A 16,748-nucleotide genomic window follows, 5' to 3' on the forward strand; every position below is an offset into this window, starting at 1 on the left:
CTATTCCACCAGGGCCGCGTCCAGCGTGATCTCGCAGTTCAGAAGCTTGGAGACCGGGCAATTGGCCTTGGCCCCGGCCGCCAGCTTCTCGAAAGTCGCCTGGTCGGCGCCGGGGATCCTGGCCTTCAGGGTCAGGTGCGAAGCGGTGATGGCGTAGCCGCCATCGACCTGCTCGAGCGTGATCTTGGCCGAGGTGTCCATCTGGTCGGCCCGCAGCCCGGCTTCGCCCAGCACCAGCGACAGGGCCATGGTGAAACAGGCAGCGTGGGCCGCGCCGATCAGCTCTTCGGGGTTGGAGCCCGGCTGGCCCTCGAACCGGCTGGCAAAGCCGTAGGGGTAGGCCTGCAGGGCGCCGCTCTCGGTCGAGATCGAACCCTTGCCGTCCTTGATGCCGCCGCTCCAGGCGGCTGCTCCGGTCCTGACGATCTTCATCACGTTCTCCTTGAGGCTGGATGTCGAGGCGACGGAGCCACGATGAGCGCCCGCCGGCTTGAACGAAAGCGTTGTTCTATCGCTTTGACTTGCCACGCGCCGCGATCTCGATCCGGCCATCCGCCAACGGAACCAGGCGAACGGGATAGAGCGTGGCGAGCGTCGTTGCGAACCGCATCGGATCGTCGGTGCGGAACGCGCCGCTGACCCGCAAGGCCCCCACTTTAGGATCGTTCACGACCAGCTTCTGGTCGGTGTAGCGGTTGATCTGCGCCACCGCTTCGGTGAGCGAGATGTTGTCGAACTGGATCACCTGGCGCTCTCCGTCCGACGCCGTCTTCGGCTCGACCTGCGTGATCGCATCGGCCTGGCCGCGACGCGCCACCAGCTCCTGGCCAGGGACCAGGATCTTGGCCGCGCCTGTCGCGACGTGGGGATCACTCCCGACCGTGACGCCCAGCGAGCCTTCGTCCAGGCGCACGCGGGTCTCATCGGCCTGAACCCGGATGTTGAACCGCGTGCCCAGGTCCGAGATCACCCGCTCGCCGGCCGCGACCCTGAAGGGGTGGGCCGGGTCATGCTTGACGTCGAAGAGCGCCTCACCGCGCTGCAAGCGCACCAGGCGTTGGCCGTCGACATAGGCGACGTCCACGGCCGTGGCCGGCTCCAGCGTCAGTTTGGTTCCATCCTCGAGACGCACGTTCAGTCGCTGACCGGCGCTGGTTTCGTAGTCGGCCCGTCCAAACCCATGGAGGTCGGGTTGGCCGGCGCTGGCGACCTGGGTAGGCGTGGGCGCGTGGCGCCCGCCTGCCAACCCCGAGAACAGCACGCCGCCGATGACGACGGCCGCGACCGACGCGGCGGCCAGATACCAGGCCGTCGGCGCGGGGGCCGGCCGGGCCCGCAAGGAGAGGGCGTCCTTGCGCAGGCTTGCCAGGACGTCGTCGGTCTGAGGGTCCTCGAACACGTCCCAGAGGTCGCGCGCACGCTCCCAGGCTCGGCGATTGTCGTCGCTCTGGGCCAGCCATTGCGCGAAGGCCGCGTCGTCTTCTGGCGAAGGGTCGCGCTGCAGGCGTTCCAGCCATAGCGCCGCGGCCGCCTTCGGCCCCAGGTCGTTCAGGGTTTGCGGGGAGGGCGGATAAGCGCTCATGCCTTGTCCTCCTCGTGCATCAGGTGGTCGATGGCGCGGGCCATGTCTTTCTCGACCGTGCTCAGCGAGACCTTCAGGCGCGCGGCGATCTCGCCGTAACGCAGGCCTTCCAGGCGGCGCAGGACGAACACCGCGCGCGTTCGTTCGGGGAGCGCCATCAGGCTTGCCGACACGGCGCGAAGCCGTTCCCTGGCCAGCATGGCGCGAAGCGCGTCGGCGTCTTCGGTCCGGTGGTCCTCAGGTTCGAGGGCGACATGCGCGTCGGCGCGCCGGACGCTTCTCCGTCTGTAGCGATCGGCCAGGACGCTCTCGGCGGTGCGATAGAGATAGCCTTCGAAATGGGCGACCCCTTCGGGCGCCTCGCGCTGCGTGACGCGCAGGAAGGTGTCCTGCAGGAGGTCCTCGGCTTCGGTCGGATCAGGGACGCGTCGCCGGAGCCAGCCCAGCAGCTTGCCCCTGGCGTCGCGGAACTGGCGCGCCACCGAATGGGTCGAATTCGACTGTGGATCCCCGTCCGACATCGACAAGACGTTAGCCCGATCATTTTCAAGAACCAGGGCTCCGTCGGGTGTGGCGAACATGGGTGGCGTCCCTTCATGCCACCCGAGACGCACGCTCGAGGAAAACCCGTAAAGAATAGTGCGGTCTCAGAACCGCGCGGTGGCGCTGAGCTCGAACCGGCGGCCTCGCGGGTCTCCATAGAAGCTGTAGCCGAGCTCTGAATCGACCTCCGCCGGCGGGTCTCGTCCCAGCAGGTTCTGGACCCCGAACCGAATGTCGACGTCGCGAGAGGTCGCCCCCGGTCCCGCGATCTGCAGCCGATAGGTGACGGTGGCGTCCAGGTAGATCCGCGCGGGGATGCGGCTGGAGGCCAGGTTCGCGGCGGTTTTCGAACTGGCATAGCTGGCGTCGACGGCGTGGTAGTCGCCGTAGTACTGGCCATCCAGCCGCAGTGCGAGATCACCGCGCTCCCAGGCGGCGCGGGCGACGCCCCGCCAACGTAGAGGGCCTTCCGCCGTGGCGGTGTACTTCACCAAGGGCGTGTCGGCGGAAAAACGCCGCGTCAGGCGCGGGGTCCAGGTCGCGCCGCCAAAGAGCCGCAACCGGCTGTCGGGGCCCAGGCGAAAGGCCTGGTCCACGTGCACGTCGATCGCGTCCACCGTCGTCCTGCCGATGTTCACGTCCGTCGTGTCGACCTGGACGATCACTCCGCCCGTGTAGCCGGCGGCGATGTCGGCGGGCGTCAGCGGGTCTCGCACGATGCGATCCGGATATTGGGCCTCATGGGCGAGCAGGAGCTCCAGGCTGCCGAAATTACCGATCTCGCCGTGCTTCTCGGTGTGGGTGTAGTCCAGCGATATCCGTGGCCCCCGGCCGCCTTCGGGATTGATGACGAAGCCGAGCGCCACGGTCCGGGCCTGCTCGGGGCGCAGCTTGGGCGAACCGCCCGACAACATCACCGCGGGCTTTTCAGAGCCGATCAACTGGTCGCCGCGCGCCGGGTCGGCCTCGCTGCTCACGGCGGTGTCGGGCAGCCCGACGGTGTAGCTGTCGAGCTTCATTTGCTGCGGCGTCGGCGGCAGCACTCCCGTGGCGATGCTGGCGCGCAGCAGCAGCGCATCCCAGGGGAAGACCCGCAGGCCGGCCGTATAGACGGTGGCGCCCCGGTCGTAGCCGCTTCGCGGGCCGCCGAGCACGGGGCCGGGTATGTCGGCCTGGATGCTGTCGTGGCGCGCGGCCAGTTGCATCTCCAGTCCGCGCAGGGCGGCCAGGTTCGACGCGCGCGAGACCAGTGGCGCGCGCAGCTCGCCGTATACGGAGGAGGTCACGGTCGAGAAGGAATAGTTGGCGAGGGGCGTGATGTCCGGCTGGCCTGCGATATCCCAGGGCGTCATCGTGGCGCTCTCTTCGCGGCGCTCGGCCACCAGCGACAGCACGACGTCTCCGGCCGGGCGGTGCAGGACGGCGCCGCCGAGTCTGAGGCTGGCGTCACGCAGTTGAAGCTTGCGCTCCAACCGCACGGGGTGAGGAACCTTGTAGGCCCGCATCGCGGTGACGAAGTCGTCCCAGGGGCCAAAGGGGTTGGGCGCGGGTTCGCCGCCGGAGCCGGGCTGCATCAGGGCGAGCGCGCGGATGAAGTTCAGGTCGAAGGCCCAGCCGTCCTGCCTGACCCGATTGCGTGTGGCGCCGACGCTGTAAGTGGCCCCGCCGCGCCAGGCCGCGGGCAGCTCGAACAGGACGGTGGCCGAGGTGCGCGTCGTGCGCAGGCGGTTGCGTGTTTCGTTTTCCAGGCCGACCATCGGAAAGGTCAACGCCACGGGCTCGCTGAACGGATAGCTGTCGGCGAGCACGCCGTTCCGGCGCTGCGCCACGGCGGCGCTGCCGGTTCGCCATCCCGTGATGTTGAAGTTCGAGGTCGAGCGGCCCTCGTTCTCCCAGCCGATGAAGTCGAGGGTGGCCTCGATGTGGTCGCCGAACCGATGGCGCAGGTTCACCAGCAGCGACGTCACGGTCGTGGCGCTGGTCAGGCTGCGAAGCTCGCCATTGCCGTCGGGCGACAGGCCGTCAGGGACCTTGCCGGCGTTGGCGAGCAGGACGGCGCCGTCACCCGCGCCAAGGCTGTCGAGCGGCAGGTAGGTGAAGGTCGAGCCCAGGGAAGCGCCACCGAGCGCGGGGCTCAGCGACAGAATATTGCCAGAAAGGCTGCGGATGAAGACGCCGTTGCTGATCGGCGAGTGGGTGTCGGCCGTCCCGCGTGCGATCCGCGCGCGCAGGGCGCTTTCGGCGAACGCGCGGTCGCCGACGCGCAAGCCATCGCCCTGGGCGCGCGAGACGTTGATCATGATGTCGGTGGCGCCGCCGTCGGGCGTGAAGCCGATCCGGCCGTCGATGCGTCGCCGCATCGCGTCGCCCCGGCCCGTGATCCCATACGTGGCGCTGACTTCCAAGCCGCGATAGTCGCGCTTGAGGATCACGTTGATCACCCCGCCGGTGGCGCCGGGACCGTAGATGCCGCCGGCGGTTCCCGTCAGGCTTTCGATCCGATCGATGGCCAGCAGGGGCAGGCCGTTCAGGTCGGACTGGAAGAATTCCAGCTGGTAGTCCTGCGAGAGCGTGGCCGGCATCCGAACTCCGTCGACCAGCACTAGGGTCTGGCTCGGCCCCAGGCCATGCAGGTCGACTTCCGATCGATTGGCGGCGTTGCTGGCCCTGGGGTCGCTGGTCGGGCCGAGACGTTCGGCATTGCTCGACAGTCGGGTTCGCAGGAACTGGTCGAGATTGTCGGCGTGCGAGGCGCGGATGTCCTCGGCCGTGGAGACCCGATAGCCCTGGATGTCGTTCTCGGTCCGCTGGATGTCGGCGTTCTGCGACTTGCGGCCGACCACCAGCAGTTCCGGCAGCGCCGTGGGCTGTTCCGGTTCCAGCCTGAAGACGATGTAGGTTCCTTCGCCGACCCGGCGGTAGCCAAGGTCGGTGCCCTCGAGCAGGCGCGACAGGATCGGCTCGACCTGGAGGGCGCCGACGACGCGTTTGTTTTTCAGGTTGCCCACGACGTCGGGCGCGAACAGCAGATCCGAGCCGCTTCGCACCGACAGGTCCCGCAAGGCGTCGGCGAGACGACCTTCCTTGAGGACGATCCTGGCGCCGCCAAGCAGGCCGCGCGCCTCGGCGCTTGGCGCGAAAGCCAGCGTGCCGGCCAGGGCCAGGATCGAAAAAGCGCGTCGTCTCAAATCATCGTCCCCACGGCGCAACCGTACCCGTTCCCGCGCGAGGGCTCCGGTAAAGAGATGTAAAAAACGACGTTCGCTTACGGGTTTTCCAAGGCCCTGCGTCTCGGGGTTTCAGGTCGCCTGCCAACGGGCTGCGGCTCGAACTCGGGACTGGAGGCACTCAGATGACGCCCTTTATCGAACACCCAAGGTCGTTCGCCTTCGGCCCGTTCGTGCTCAATCCCGAGCAGCAGATGCTCGTCGAGGACGAGGCGCCCGTCACGCTTGGCGGGCGGGCCTTCGACATCCTCACGGCCCTGGTCGAGCGCCCCGGCGTCGTCATCTCGAAGACCGAACTGATCGAGCGCGCCTGGCCCAACCTGACGGTCGAAGAGGCCAACCTGAAGGTCAACATCGCCGCCCTGCGGCGCGCGCTGGGCGAAAAGGCCGGCAGCCTCCAGTACATCGCCACCGTGATCGGCCGGGGCTATCGCTTCGTCGCGCCGGTCCGGTCGGGCCAGCCCGTCCGCGCTGTCCGCGAGGGCCCGGCCTGCGGCGGACAGAGCAACCTGCCGCCCGCCGTCGCCGGCATCATCGGGCGCGCCGAGGACATCGAGCGGATCCGCAAGGACCTGGAGACTGAAAGGGTGCTGTCGATCGTCGGACCCGGCGGCATGGGCAAGACCACCGTCGCGGTCGCCGTCGCCGAGGGTTTCGCGGCGCGCGTCAGGGATGGCGCCTGGTTCGCCGACCTGGCCAGCCTGGATGATCCGACCGGCGTGCCCGCGGCCATCGCCAAGGCCCTGGGCCTGGCGCTGCGCCCGTCGACGCTGTTCGCGGAGCTTCTCGACCACCTGCGCGGCCGCGATCTGCTGCTGGTCCTGGACAATTGCGAGCACCTGATCGAGGCGGCGGCGAGCTGTGTCGCGGATATCCTCGCCCAAGCCCCGGGGGTTCGGATCCTGACCACCAGCCGCGAACCGCTGAGGATCCATGAGGAGCGCGTCTATCGCCTGGCGCCGCTGGACGCCCCGCCGCTCGAGGAACGACTCCCGGCTGACGCGCTCCTGTCCTTCCCCGCCACGCAGCTGTTCGTCGAGCGCGCGATGGCCAGAAACCGGATGTTCCACCTCCAGGATGGCGACGCGCTTGTCGTGGCCGAAATCTGCCAGCGTCTGGATGGCGTGGCCTTGGCCATCGAACTGGCCGCCAACCGCGCCAGCGCCTTTGGGGTGCGCGAGCTTCGAAGCCTGCTGGATGGCCGGTTCCGTCTGACCGGAGGACTCCGCTCCTGGCCCGAGCGTCACCAGACCCTGACCGCGACGTTCGACTGGAGCTACAACCTGTTGTCGGCGGATGAACGCGCGGTGCTGCGACGACTGTCGATCTTCCCGGGCGCCTTCAGCCTGGAGGCGGCCTGCGTGATCGCCCGGGCGGAGTGCGATGTGGCCAAGACGATCGACGATCTGGCCAACCTGGTCGACAAGTCCCTGGTCACAGCCGAGTTGGTCGGCAATGCGGTGTGCTATCGCCTGCTCGACACGACGCGCGCCCATGCCCTGCAGAAGCTCGCCGAGAGCGACGAGGCCGACCAGGTCCGCCAGCGCCACGCTCACTATATCGCCGCGGAAGCGTACTGCTGAAGATCCGAGAGGTGAGGCTTCAGCTCAGATAGAGCTGGCGCAGTTTCTGGCGCATCGCGTCGGTCAGGCCATAGCGGGCCTTGGCCAGCGCCAGCGGACCACCCCATCGGGCGTCGATCGCGGCCAAGGTTCGACGCATGACTTCCGGATCGGAGCCCAGGACCACTTCCGACACCGCCCAAGGGGTCTTGGCGAAGGCCGGGAACTGGGACACGTATCGAGCCGGCGGGACATAGGTCTGGGATAGGGCGTAGTCGGCGATCACAGTCGCGCGCGGGACGCCCAAGGTCGACAGCACCAAGGCCGAGGCCAGGCCCGTGCGGTCCTTGCCGGCGCTGCAGTTCATCGCCAGCGGACCGGCGCCAGCCGCCAGGCGGGCGAAGAGGTCGCTGAAATGCGGGGCCAGGCGGTCCAGCAGCGCGACATAGGCGTCGGCGAAGCCCTGGACGGCCTGCTCGCGGGTGGTCATGGCCACGAACGGCGCGAGCGAGACGGTCTCGTAGTCGAAGGCCGAGACCTTCGGGCCTGCGGTTCTCAGGAACGGACTGGGCTCGGTCGCGCGTTCCTGCGGGCTGCGCAGATCGCAGATGACTGTGACGCCCAGGTCCCGGAGATAGGCGATGTCGGCCATCGTCAGGTCGGTCATGACGCCCGAGCGATAGATCTTGCCCCATTTCACCTGCCGGCCGTCGGCGGTGCGCCAACCGCCCAGGTCGCGGAAATTGCGGCCGCCGGTCAGTGGCAGCAGGCGCTCGGCCATGCGGGTCTGGCGGCCATCCGCGGCGCGGACCAGGAAGTAGGGGCGGGGGCTCACCGGGGCGGCGACTTCGGTCGCGGCGCCGACCAGCGTCTTCAGCGGCCGCATCGCCGACCTAGACGCATCCGGATCGCCGGAGACGAGGATCGAGACGGCTCGCGCGCCGGTCCAGGTCAGGCGGACGGCCTGCGCCGTGATGCGTTCGGCGCGCGCTTCCAATGGAGCGGCGGCGTGGCTGGCGAAGGGCAGCGCCAAGGTACTGGCGGCCGTCAGGAACTGGCGACGATCCATTCTCTGGGTCTCATACAGTCGTGGAAAAAGATCCCGCCCGAGCTCCATGCCCGGGCGGGACAAGTCGGGCGCGGGCCACGGGGCGCCCGCGCTTCAGGGGACTAGAAGGCGTACTTGGCGAAGACCCCGACCGTGCGGTGCGCCTCGCGCGAGACGCGGTGGGTCAGGCTCATGGTGCTGTACTGCTCGAAGGCGGTGGAGAAGTACTTGTCCAGCAGGTTGCGGCCGTAGAGGCCGACCTCGACGCCGCCGTTCTCCGGGGTGACGCTGATGCGGCCGTTGGCGATGCCGTAGCCGGGCAGCTCGGTATTGGCGGCCTGGCCGACCGCGCTCCAGGTGCGGGTCTTGTAGGCGTAGTCCAGGCTGGCCTTCAGGCGATAGTCGCCGATCTGGCGGTCGTAGTTGGCGCTGAACGAGCCCTGCCACTTGGGCGCGTTGGTCAGGCTGGTGCCCTTGTAGTTGGTCGTGGCGTTGTAGCGGAAGTCGGTGAACACCGCGTCGGCATAGGTCACGCCGCCGCTCAGGGTCAGGCCCTCCGTGGCGCGCCAGGCGAAGGTGGTCTCGAAGCCCCGGCTGCGCAGGCCGCCGGCGTTGCCGGTGGCGATCACGGCCACCGGATTGCCCGGCACGAAGGTCAGCAGCGAGGTCTGGAAGTCGGTGAATTCCGAGTTGAACACGCTGGCATTCAGGCGCACCCGGCGGTCGAAGAGCTCGGACTTGATCCCAGCCTCGACGCTTTTGACCGTTTCGTCCTTGTACGGCGAATAGTTGTTGCCGACGAACGCCGTGCCGCCGGGCTTGTAGCCGGTGGCGTACGAAACATAGGCCATGACGTCGCTGTTCAGGCGGTACTGGGCGGCCAGGCGATACGAGAAGTTGTCGCCCTTGACCTGCCCGTAGGGCTGGGTGGGCGCCTTGCCGCTGGGCGTGAAGGTCAGGGGCAGGCCCAGCGCCTTCATCGGGTCGATGTAGAAGAAGGTCTCGGTCTGGCTGTTGTCGTTCTTGGTGTAGCGGGCGCCGGCCGACAGGCTGAGCTTGTCCGAGACGTTGAACTTCAACTGGCCGAAGGCGGCCTGCGTGATGTTGGTGGTGCGGAAGCGTTGGGCGTTGCCCGGATCGCCGGCCACGCCGGTGGTGGTGGTGATATTGGTCAGCGGCAGCGGCGCGCCGAAGGTGGCCCACTGGGCCTGCGTCGCATCCTGGCTCAGGCGGTTGTAGTACAGGCCGGCCAGATATTCGAAGAAGCCGCCGGTGGGCGAGGCCCAGCGCAGTTCCTGGCTGAACTTCCAGGTCTTCACCGTGCCCTGGTTGAACGGCACGAAGGCCCACTTGTCCACCGGGGTGAAATCGCCAGGACCCGCGCCGAACGAGCGGGTGTCACGGTACGAGCTGACCGAGGTCAGGGTGTCGCGCCCGATCTGGAACTGGCCCTTCAGCGTCTGGCCCCAGCTGGTGTTCTTCAGCACGCCCATCTTGCTGTCGGCGTTGCTGTCGTTCTTCAGGCTGGGCGTCACGCCGTTGATGATCTGCAGGTTGGTGAAGAAGGCCGAGCCGCCGCCGACCGTGGTGCGGTTGTTGTTGTCCCAGTGGCGGGCGTAGTCAGTGGCGTAGATCAGCTCGATCCGGTCGTTGGGCGCGAACAGCAACCGGGCCCGGTAGCCGTGCTCCTTGTAGGCGTTCAGCGACTGGTTCAGCGTGGTGTAGCGGCCATAGCCCTCCTGGCCCTGGGCGAAGCCCGAGACGCGCAGCGCGATCTTGTCGCCGATCGGGATGTTGACCGTCAGGTTCGCGGTCCGGTCGGCGCGATCGCCATAGGCCGCGTCGCCCTTGACCGAGAACTGGCCCAGGACCGGCTTGACGGTGGTGATGGCGATGACGCCCGAGGTGGCGTTCTTGCCGAACAGCGTGCCCTGCGGGCCCATCAGCACATCGACCTGCTGGATGTCGGTCAGGCCGATCAGGCCGTTGTCGCGCTGGGCGTCCATCACGACGTCATCGACCACCAGGCTGACCGACTTCTCATTGGAGAAGTCCCACGAGCTGCTGCCGACGCCACGGATGTTGAAGGCCGTGCCGTTGGTGGTCTCGAACTGCACGCCCGGGACCAGATAGGGCAGGTCGGTGATCGAGCGGAAGTTGGACTGTTCCAGCTTCTGGGCGCTGACCGAGGTGATCGAGATCGGCACGTCCTGCAGGCGCTCGGCGCGGCGCTGTGCGGTGACGACGATCGGCTCCAGCGCGGTGTCGCTGGCGGTGGTCGTGGTGTCGGCTGCGAACGCTTGTACGGACGAGGCGCCGCTCAGGGCGGCGCTGGCCAGCAGCAGGGCGCGAAGGTGTTTGGGTGCGAGCATTGGAAATATCCCCGAAAATTCGAACTCGAGGGAGGCAATATCAGCGCTCGATGACGGTTGCGTAACGGATGTACGAGAATCTTGGCTTGAATTTCTGTCCATTGATAACGGATGTACGAATTGAGCCCGTCAGCGCGACGCCAGAGCCGCTTCCCGCATGCGCTCGGCCAGGTCAAAGCCGAAGCCGCCGCCGGCGGTCGGCTCCAGAAGGCCGTCCAGCGTGAACCAGCCCATGGCGGTCAGGGAGAGCGCTTGGCACGCCACCACGTCGAACACCCGCTCGCCGTACTGTCGCTCGTAGTAGAAGACCGAGCTTTCGCCGCGCTGGCGACGCAGGTCCGCCGCGACCGGCTTGAGACTGGGCAGGCGCCCGGCGGCCAGGGCCAGAGCCAGGGTGGCGCGGCTGCTCTGGACGGCCGTCAGGTTGAAGTCGGGCGGCGCGTCGGAGGCCGTGGCGCCCGTCGCGCGGCGAACCTTGGACACGATGTCGTCCAGGCCGGCGCGCAGCAGGTCTTCCTGTCGAGGGAAATGATAGGCCAGGGTCGAGTTGGCCAGGCCCGCTCGAGCGGCGATGGCCCGGTGCGTCACGGCGTCGGCGCCCTCGGCGATGATCAGCGCCGAGATGTGTCCCGCGGCCTTGACCTGCCAGTCGGACATCGGTGGCGTCGCGGCCTGGTCGCCATGAAGATCGTCCAGCGCGGCGCGGAAGGTCGCGTAGGCGCGAAGGTCCTGGCTTCCGTCCGCTGGGATCAGGCCGCGGCACAGTCGGCGCAGGTTCAGGCGGCGCAGCCAGCGATAGGCGGTCACGTCCTCCAGAACCAGGCTGTAGGCGGCGTCGCCGATGCTGAAGCCGTGCAGGATCTCGGCCAGTTCCGGCGTGGGCAGGTGTTCGGTCGCCGCGCGCCAGAAGGCCAGGCGCCGCGCCGACCAGGCGGCGACCGTCTCGGCGATCTCGGGACGCGAGGCGGCCGCCTGCAGCAGCTCGCAATAGAAGCGCGTGCGGCCGGCCTCGGACCCGGCCAGGTCGGACAGCACCGCCTCGGCGACCTCGGCCATGAGCGCGCCGTCGCGCACGTCCAGTGCCCGGATCCGCGCCAGCCAGCCGTCGAGGAAAGCGCCGTCCTCGGCGATGGCGACCTCGACCAGGGCGGCGACCATCTCGTCCTTGCTGCCGAAGCGGCGGATCAGGGCCGGCGCGGTCGTGCCCAGCTGCTCGGCCAGCGGCCGCAGGCTGAGGCCCTTCAAGCCGTCGGCGGCGACCAGCGGCAGGGCGGCTCGGAGATAGGGCTGGAGGTCGGTGATCTTCGTGTTCATTCTGGCGCTCGGTCGTCGTCGGCGTATCGCACATTAGTTTCTGCGTGGATAATTTCCACCGAAGATGCGGGAGATAATTCCCGTACATCTGTATTGAGGTTGTCACATGTCGTCGCTAGAGGTCGCGCCGACTCAACTGGACGACCCATCATGCTGAAAGCGTCTCTCGCCGCCACCGTCGCCGTCTTCGCCCTGCTGGCCGGCCAGCCCGGCGTCGCCCAGACCGCTCCAGAGCGGACCTGGACTCGCGCCAACGACACGCGCCGCATCGATTTCCCGGTCACGGCCAAGGGCGAGGCGGTGCTGGCGGTCGACACCCACACCCACACCCTGTTCAGCGACGGCGTCGTCTGGCCGACCTTCCGCCTGTGGGAGGCCGAGCAGGATCATCTGGCCGCCTACGCCGTCACCGACCACCTCGAGGCGCACCCCTACGCGCCGGACATCGTCACCGACGACCACAACCGGCCCTATGCGATCGCCATCAAGGAAGCGGCCCGCATCAGCTCCAAGGTCCTGCCGATCCCCGGTGTCGAGATCACGCGCGGCGTGCCATGGGGGCACTTCAACGCCCTGTTCATGAAGGACGTCAACGCCTTGGCGGTCGACGCGACCATGTCTAAGGATCCGACCGAAGTCCTGAAGCTCGCGCGCGGCCAGGGCGCGGTGATCATCTGGAACCATCCGTGGGTTCTCCCCGGTCTGGACCCCGCGGCGGCCGAGCTTATGCCGGCCGAACAGCGCGGCCTGCTGAAGGCCGGCCTGTTCGACGCCGTCGAGATCGCCAACAGCTCGCAGTATTCGGCGGCGGCCTTCGATATGGCGCTGAAGCACGGCTTGGCGGTGGTCGGCGCATCCGACGTCCACGGCGCGATCGACGCCGACATGCAGATCCCCGAGGGCCAGCACCGCACCACGACTCTGGTGCTCGCCAAGGATGGCTCAGCCGACGCCATCCGCGCGGCGATGCTGCAGAAGCGCACCGCGGCCCTCTACCGCCAGACGCTCTATGGCCGCGAGCAGGAGCTGTCCGAGATCGTCGGCGCGGCGTTGCGCATGACGGGCAAGGCGCGGGCCCAGAGCTTCCTGACCAAGGACATGGTCCAGGTCGAGTTCCACAACGACGCCTTCATGCCGTTCCAGCTGCGCCTGATCTCCGCCAGCCCGTTGACCGGCGCGCGCGTGCTGACCGTGCCGGCCCATGGCAAGGTCGTGATCCAGTTCGCCAATATCCCCGACATCGCCGCGTTCACCCTGGAGGCCGAAGTGCTGAACGCCTTCGTCGATCCGCAACGGAACCTCAGGGTGGTGCTGAGGTAGCTAACGCGCGGCGAAGCTCTGCATCGCGACCTGCGCCACGGCTTCCAGTTCGGCCCGCGTCGCTCCATCCCGCGCCAGGATCGACATCCCGCTCTGGACCGTCTGAACGAAGCGGGCGAGAGCGTGGACGTCGGTTCCGGCCGGAAGCTCGCCTTCCTCCACACCTTGCTCCAGTCGCGCCTTCAGCCGCTCCAAACTGCCGAGGCGCGCCGCGCGGACCACTTCGCCCAGGTCGGCGTGGCCTTCGTCGCCGACCATGGACAAGGTCACCATGCAGCCCCGGGGCATGTCGCACAGCGAACCGGTCAATGAGGCGGCAGAGTCCAGCAGCCACGCCGCCACCGCCTCGCGCGCCGTTGCGCCGGCCCTAAACCCACCCCAGCCCATCTCGTCGTAGGTCTGGCGATAATAGTCGAGGGCTGCGCCATACAGCGCTTCCTTCGAGCCGAAAGCCGCATAGAGGCTAGGCGCGCCAATCCCCATCGCCGCGGTCAGGTCGGAGATGGATGTGGCTTCGTAACCCCTCTCCCAGAACAGCCGCATCGCCTGAGCCAGCGCTGCGTCGCGGTCGAAGGCGCGCGGGCGACCGCGACGCAGCGCTGGGGAGTTGGGGCCGTTTTCCGGACGTCGTCCTGAATTTTGCATCGATCGTTAGATAAGTCCCTTGAACCGGCCCGGCAACCTCCCCAGCTATTTGTGTATCGATCACTCTACAAATGGACTCTGGACCGACATGACGAATCTGGCTGGCAAGCGCGCCCTGGTGACGGGCGCTTCTCGCGGCATCGGGGCCGCAATCGCCCTGGAACTGGCCGAACAGGGCGCGGACGTCGCCATCACCTACGAGCGCGCCGCCGACAAGGCCGCGGACGTCGTGAAGGCCATAGAGGCCAAGGGCCGCAAAGCCGTCGCCATCCAGGCCGACAGCGCCGACATCGCGGCGGTGAAGCGGTCGGTGGAAGAGGCGGTCGCTGCGCTCGGCGGTCTCGACATCCTGGTCAACAACGCCGCCATCGCCCGCTATGCCCCGTTCGCCGAGATCAGCCAGGAGGACGTCGACGCCCTGCTGGCAGTGAACGTACGCTCGCCGATCTTCGCGGCCCAGGCGGCTATTCCACACCTGAAAGCCGGCGGCCGCGTCATCACCATCGGCTCGGCTGGGGCCGACCGCATCGTGGGCGACCCCGGCGCGGCCTACTACATGACCAAGTCGGCGCTGCAGTCGTTCAACCGCGGCCTTGCCCGTGAACTTGGTCCGCGCGACATCACCGTCAACCTGGTGCAGCCGGGGTCGACCGACACCGACATGAACCCGTCCGATGGCGAGTCCTCCGACTTCCAGCGTTCGCTGATCCCGCTTGGCCGCTATGGCAAACCTGAGGACGTGGCCGCCGCGGTGGCGTTCCTGGCGTCACCTGCCGCCCGTCAGATCACCGGGACGATCCTGAACGTCGACGGCGGCGCGCTGACCTAAACTCAGGTCGCAGGGGGTGTTCTCGCGCCCCCTGCGAACCTTAGCCAGCCGCCGGCTGACTTGGCCAAGGTCAACGTCTTGATCGCGCTCATGCACCAAAAACAAACCCGTGACACAGAACCGGTGATGGCGCGTTGAGTGGTGAAAGCAGGAGGTTCGCCATGCCCGCCAAGTCCGCCGCCCAGCAAAAAGCCGCCGGCGCCGCGCTTTCCGCCAAGCGCGGGGAAACGCCCAAGAGCAAACTCAAGGGCGCGTCCAGGTCGATGTTGTCGATGAGCGAAAAACAGCTCGAGGACTTCGCTCACACCCAGCGCAAGGGCAAGCCCGAGCATGCCCGCGACCGTTGAGGTCGGGGCGTCTCCACCTCTCCCCCTAGCGATGCTGCTTGGCTACAAGCGCGGCTGATTGAGGCGTGGTCCCTCGATCAACCACCGCGGGCGTTCCCGCGCCGTCGAGCGCGGGTCGTTCAGGCGTGAAGCCCGACGATGGGCGGGGCTGTGACTTGCGCGTGAAACCTATTGCGCGCCCAGGGATTGCTCAGCTAGCGCCACAGGCGGCGCGCGTGCGGAGTCTTCCATGCCAACGTCCAGAGGGATCGGCGCCACACCTCTCCATCCGCTACACGCCATCCTGTTGGCGTTTCCGCTGGCGCTGTTTTCGTCGGGATTGGCGTCCGACATCGCCTATCTGAAGAGCGCCCTTGTCCAGTGGTCGAACTTCTCGGCCTGGCTGATCGCCGGCGGCTGCTTCTTCGGCGGGTTGGTGCTGGCCTGGGCGATCGTAGTCGCCGTGTTCCCCGGCCGCACCACGCGGGCTCGGGCCCTGGCCTATCTGGTCGCCGTGGCCGTGATGTTCATCGCCGGCCTGATCAACGCCTTCCAGCACAGCCATGACGGCTGGAGCGCGGTCGGTTCGATCGGCCTGACGCTGTCGATCGTCTCGACCCTGGCGGCCCTGGTCGCCGCCGCCATCGGCTATTCCAGCCAACGCATCGAGGGGATCGTCCGATGAGCGCACGCTGGTTCCTGCTCGCCACGGCGGCGATCACCCTGACGGCCTGCGGTCGCAGCGATCCGGGCCTCGACCAGACCGGCGCCGGCAAGCCGCCGCTGCCCAACCAGCAGCAGACCCTGCTGCCGCCAATGAAGATCGCCAAGCCGGCCGGCTGGAACAATGCGACCCCGACCGCGCCCAAGGGCTTTGTGGTTACGGCCCTGGCCACCGACCTGAAGATCCCGCGTCAGATGCTGGTGCTGCCCAATGGCGACATCCTGGTGGCCGAGGGCTCGGGCGGCGCGCAGGCGCCTAAGGTCCGCCCCAAGGACATCATCGCCGGCTATATCAAGGCCCAGGGCAAGACCAAGGTGAAGGGCGGCAACCGCGTCACCCTGCTGCGCGACGCCGACGGCGACGGCCGGGCCGAGGTCAAGGAGACGCTGATCGAGGGTCTGAACGCGCCGTACGGCCTGGCCTTCGTCGACGGCCAGCTCTACGTCGCCAACCAAGACGCCCTGCTGCGTTTCCCGTTCCAGCCGGGACAGACCAAGATCACCGAGAAGGGCGTCGAGGTCACCAAGCTGCCCTCGCGGATCAACCACCACTGGACCAAGTCGCTGGTCGCCAGCGCCGACGGAAGCAAGCTCTATGTCGGCATCGGCTCCAACAGCAATGTCGGCGAGCGCGGCCTGGACGTCGAGGAAGAGCGGGCCGTGGTCTGGGAGATCGATCGCCTGACCGGCGCGCGCCGCACCATCGCCCACGGCATCCGCAACCCGACCGCCCTGGCCATCGAACCCACGACCAGCGCCCTTTGGGCGGTGGTCAACGAGCGTGACGAGCTGGGTCCGCAACTGGTGCCCGACTATCTGACCGCCGTGCGTGACGGGGCCTTCTATGGTTGGCCCTATAGCTATTGGGGACAGAACGTCGATCCGCGCGTCCACCCGCAGAAGCCGGACATGGTGGCCAAGGCGATCGTGCCCGACTACGCCCTGGGCTCGCACGTGGCGGCGCTGGGCGTCAGCTTCGCGCGCGACGGGGGCTTTGGCGGCGACTTCCGCGAAGGGGTGTTCGTCGGCGAACACGGCAGTTGGAACCGCCAGGACCTCTCGGGCTACAAGGTCGTCTGGATCCCGTTCGCGGGCGGGCGTCCCAACGGCAAGCCCGTCGACTTCGTCACCGGATTCCTGGACGGGCAGAAGGCGCGCGGGCGTCCGGTCGGCGTGGCTTTCGATCCGGCCAAGCGCATCCTGCTGATCGCCGACGACCTCTCCAACACCGTCTGGCGCGTCGCGCCGCGCCAGTGA

The 16,748-nt window shown here is 67.9% G+C and carries 14 protein-coding genes; 6 read left to right on the forward strand and 8 right to left on the reverse strand.

Features of this window, described 5'->3' with window-relative positions; translation table 11 throughout:
• From AC1RRR_RS01070 to AC1RRR_RS01085, 4 genes are all read right to left on the reverse strand, one after another.
• Entirely contained in the window at window positions 1-432 is a 432-nt protein-coding gene (locus tag AC1RRR_RS01070) for an OsmC family protein (RefSeq protein ID WP_492809828.1), read from the reverse strand.
• 76 nt (window positions 433-508) lie between these two features.
• Complete coding sequence (locus tag AC1RRR_RS01075) at window positions 509-1,582, reverse strand: FecR family protein (RefSeq protein ID WP_492809830.1); 1,074 nt, start codon at window positions 1,580-1,582, stop codon at window positions 509-511.
• Window positions 1,579-2,163, reverse strand: coding sequence for an RNA polymerase sigma factor (locus AC1RRR_RS01080; RefSeq protein ID WP_492809831.1), 585 nt, complete (start codon window positions 2,161-2,163; stop codon window positions 1,579-1,581). Before AC1RRR_RS01080 ends, AC1RRR_RS01075 begins: the two co-directional genes overlap by 4 nt.
• 66 nt (window positions 2,164-2,229) lie before the next feature.
• Entirely contained in the window at window positions 2,230-5,313 is a 3,084-nt protein-coding gene (locus AC1RRR_RS01085; RefSeq protein ID WP_492809833.1) for a TonB-dependent receptor, read from the reverse strand.
• A gap of 164 nt (window positions 5,314-5,477) precedes the next feature.
• Between AC1RRR_RS01085 and AC1RRR_RS01090 the strand changes: the two genes are divergently transcribed.
• On the forward strand, window positions 5,478-6,935 hold the full coding sequence (locus AC1RRR_RS01090; protein WP_492809834.1) for an ATP-binding protein: 1,458 nt from the start codon (window positions 5,478-5,480) through the stop codon (window positions 6,933-6,935).
• A 19-nt stretch (window positions 6,936-6,954) separates the two neighbouring features.
• Here AC1RRR_RS01090 and AC1RRR_RS01095 read toward each other — a convergent pair whose 3' ends face one another.
• The 3 genes from AC1RRR_RS01095 to AC1RRR_RS01105 form a co-directional block, all read right to left on the reverse strand.
• On the reverse strand, window positions 6,955-7,983 hold the full coding sequence (locus tag AC1RRR_RS01095) for a tyrosine-protein phosphatase (protein ID WP_492809836.1): 1,029 nt from the start codon (window positions 7,981-7,983) through the stop codon (window positions 6,955-6,957).
• 101 nt (window positions 7,984-8,084) lie between these two features.
• The gene (locus tag AC1RRR_RS01100) at window positions 8,085-10,334 is read right to left on the reverse strand and encodes a TonB-dependent receptor (protein ID WP_492809837.1); all 2,250 of its coding nucleotides are present in this window, start codon (window positions 10,332-10,334) and stop codon (window positions 8,085-8,087) included.
• 129 nt (window positions 10,335-10,463) lie between these two features.
• Window positions 10,464-11,648, reverse strand: a complete 1,185-nt coding sequence (locus AC1RRR_RS01105; protein WP_492809839.1) for a TetR/AcrR family transcriptional regulator — start codon at window positions 11,646-11,648, stop codon at window positions 10,464-10,466.
• 150 nt (window positions 11,649-11,798) lie between these two features.
• Here AC1RRR_RS01105 and AC1RRR_RS01110 point away from each other — a divergent pair, with 150 nt between their 5' ends.
• On the forward strand, window positions 11,799-12,968 hold the full coding sequence (locus AC1RRR_RS01110) for an Sb-PDE family phosphodiesterase (RefSeq protein WP_492809841.1): 1,170 nt from the start codon (window positions 11,799-11,801) through the stop codon (window positions 12,966-12,968).
• On the opposite strand, the gene AC1RRR_RS01115 is transcribed toward AC1RRR_RS01110, so the two are convergent.
• Window positions 12,969-13,511, reverse strand: coding sequence for a TetR/AcrR family transcriptional regulator (locus AC1RRR_RS01115; RefSeq protein ID WP_492809843.1), 543 nt, complete (start codon window positions 13,509-13,511; stop codon window positions 12,969-12,971). It abuts the gene before it with no gap.
• 190 nt (window positions 13,512-13,701) lie between these two features.
• Here AC1RRR_RS01115 and AC1RRR_RS01120 point away from each other — a divergent pair, with 190 nt between their 5' ends.
• From AC1RRR_RS01120 to AC1RRR_RS01135, 4 genes are all read left to right on the forward strand, one after another.
• A complete protein-coding gene (locus tag AC1RRR_RS01120; RefSeq protein ID WP_492809845.1) occupies window positions 13,702-14,442 on the forward strand; it encodes an SDR family NAD(P)-dependent oxidoreductase in 741 nt (246 codons plus the stop codon).
• 161 nt (window positions 14,443-14,603) lie between these two features.
• On the forward strand, window positions 14,604-14,789 hold the full coding sequence (locus tag AC1RRR_RS01125; RefSeq protein WP_492809847.1) for a DUF3008 family protein: 186 nt from the start codon (window positions 14,604-14,606) through the stop codon (window positions 14,787-14,789).
• 229 nt (window positions 14,790-15,018) lie between these two features.
• Window positions 15,019-15,453 carry a DUF2231 domain-containing protein gene (locus AC1RRR_RS01130; RefSeq protein ID WP_492809849.1) on the forward strand — a complete coding sequence of 145 codons (435 nt, stop codon included), beginning with the start codon at window positions 15,019-15,021 and terminating at the stop codon, window positions 15,451-15,453.
• Window positions 15,450-16,748 (forward strand): PQQ-dependent sugar dehydrogenase, encoded by a 1,299-nt coding sequence (locus AC1RRR_RS01135; protein ID WP_492809851.1) that lies wholly within the window; start codon window positions 15,450-15,452, stop codon window positions 16,746-16,748. The genes AC1RRR_RS01130 and AC1RRR_RS01135 overlap by 4 nt, the downstream gene beginning before the upstream one ends.

The sequence above is a fragment of the Caulobacter sp. GW821-FHT12D05 genome, from assembly GCF_058807295.1.

Excerpts from the sequence above, each read along its gene's own strand:
- AC1RRR_RS01070 (WP_492809828.1), bottom strand. The coding sequence starts at position 432 with ATGAAGATCGTCAGGACCGGAGCAGCCGCCTGGAGCGGCGGCATCAAG.
- AC1RRR_RS01075 (WP_492809830.1), bottom strand. The coding sequence starts at position 1,582 with ATGAGCGCTTATCCGCCCTCCCCGCAAACCCTGAACGACCTGGGGCCG.
- AC1RRR_RS01080 (WP_492809831.1), bottom strand. The coding sequence starts at position 2,163 with ATGTTCGCCACACCCGACGGAGCCCTGGTTCTTGAAAATGATCGGGCT.
- AC1RRR_RS01090 (WP_492809834.1), top strand. The coding sequence starts at position 5,478 with ATGACGCCCTTTATCGAACACCCAAGGTCGTTCGCCTTCGGCCCGTTC.
- AC1RRR_RS01095 (WP_492809836.1), bottom strand. The coding sequence starts at position 7,983 with ATGGATCGTCGCCAGTTCCTGACGGCCGCCAGTACCTTGGCGCTGCCC.
- AC1RRR_RS01100 (WP_492809837.1), bottom strand. The coding sequence starts at position 10,334 with ATGCTCGCACCCAAACACCTTCGCGCCCTGCTGCTGGCCAGCGCCGCC.
- AC1RRR_RS01105 (WP_492809839.1), bottom strand. The coding sequence starts at position 11,648 with ATGAACACGAAGATCACCGACCTCCAGCCCTATCTCCGAGCCGCCCTG.
- AC1RRR_RS01110 (WP_492809841.1), top strand. The coding sequence starts at position 11,799 with ATGCTGAAAGCGTCTCTCGCCGCCACCGTCGCCGTCTTCGCCCTGCTG.
- AC1RRR_RS01115 (WP_492809843.1), bottom strand. The coding sequence starts at position 13,511 with ATGCGGCTGTTCTGGGAGAGGGGTTACGAAGCCACATCCATCTCCGAC.
- AC1RRR_RS01120 (WP_492809845.1), top strand. The coding sequence starts at position 13,702 with ATGACGAATCTGGCTGGCAAGCGCGCCCTGGTGACGGGCGCTTCTCGC.
- AC1RRR_RS01125 (WP_492809847.1), top strand. The coding sequence starts at position 14,604 with ATGCCCGCCAAGTCCGCCGCCCAGCAAAAAGCCGCCGGCGCCGCGCTT.
- AC1RRR_RS01130 (WP_492809849.1), top strand. The coding sequence starts at position 15,019 with ATGCCAACGTCCAGAGGGATCGGCGCCACACCTCTCCATCCGCTACAC.
- AC1RRR_RS01135 (WP_492809851.1), top strand. The coding sequence starts at position 15,450 with ATGAGCGCACGCTGGTTCCTGCTCGCCACGGCGGCGATCACCCTGACG.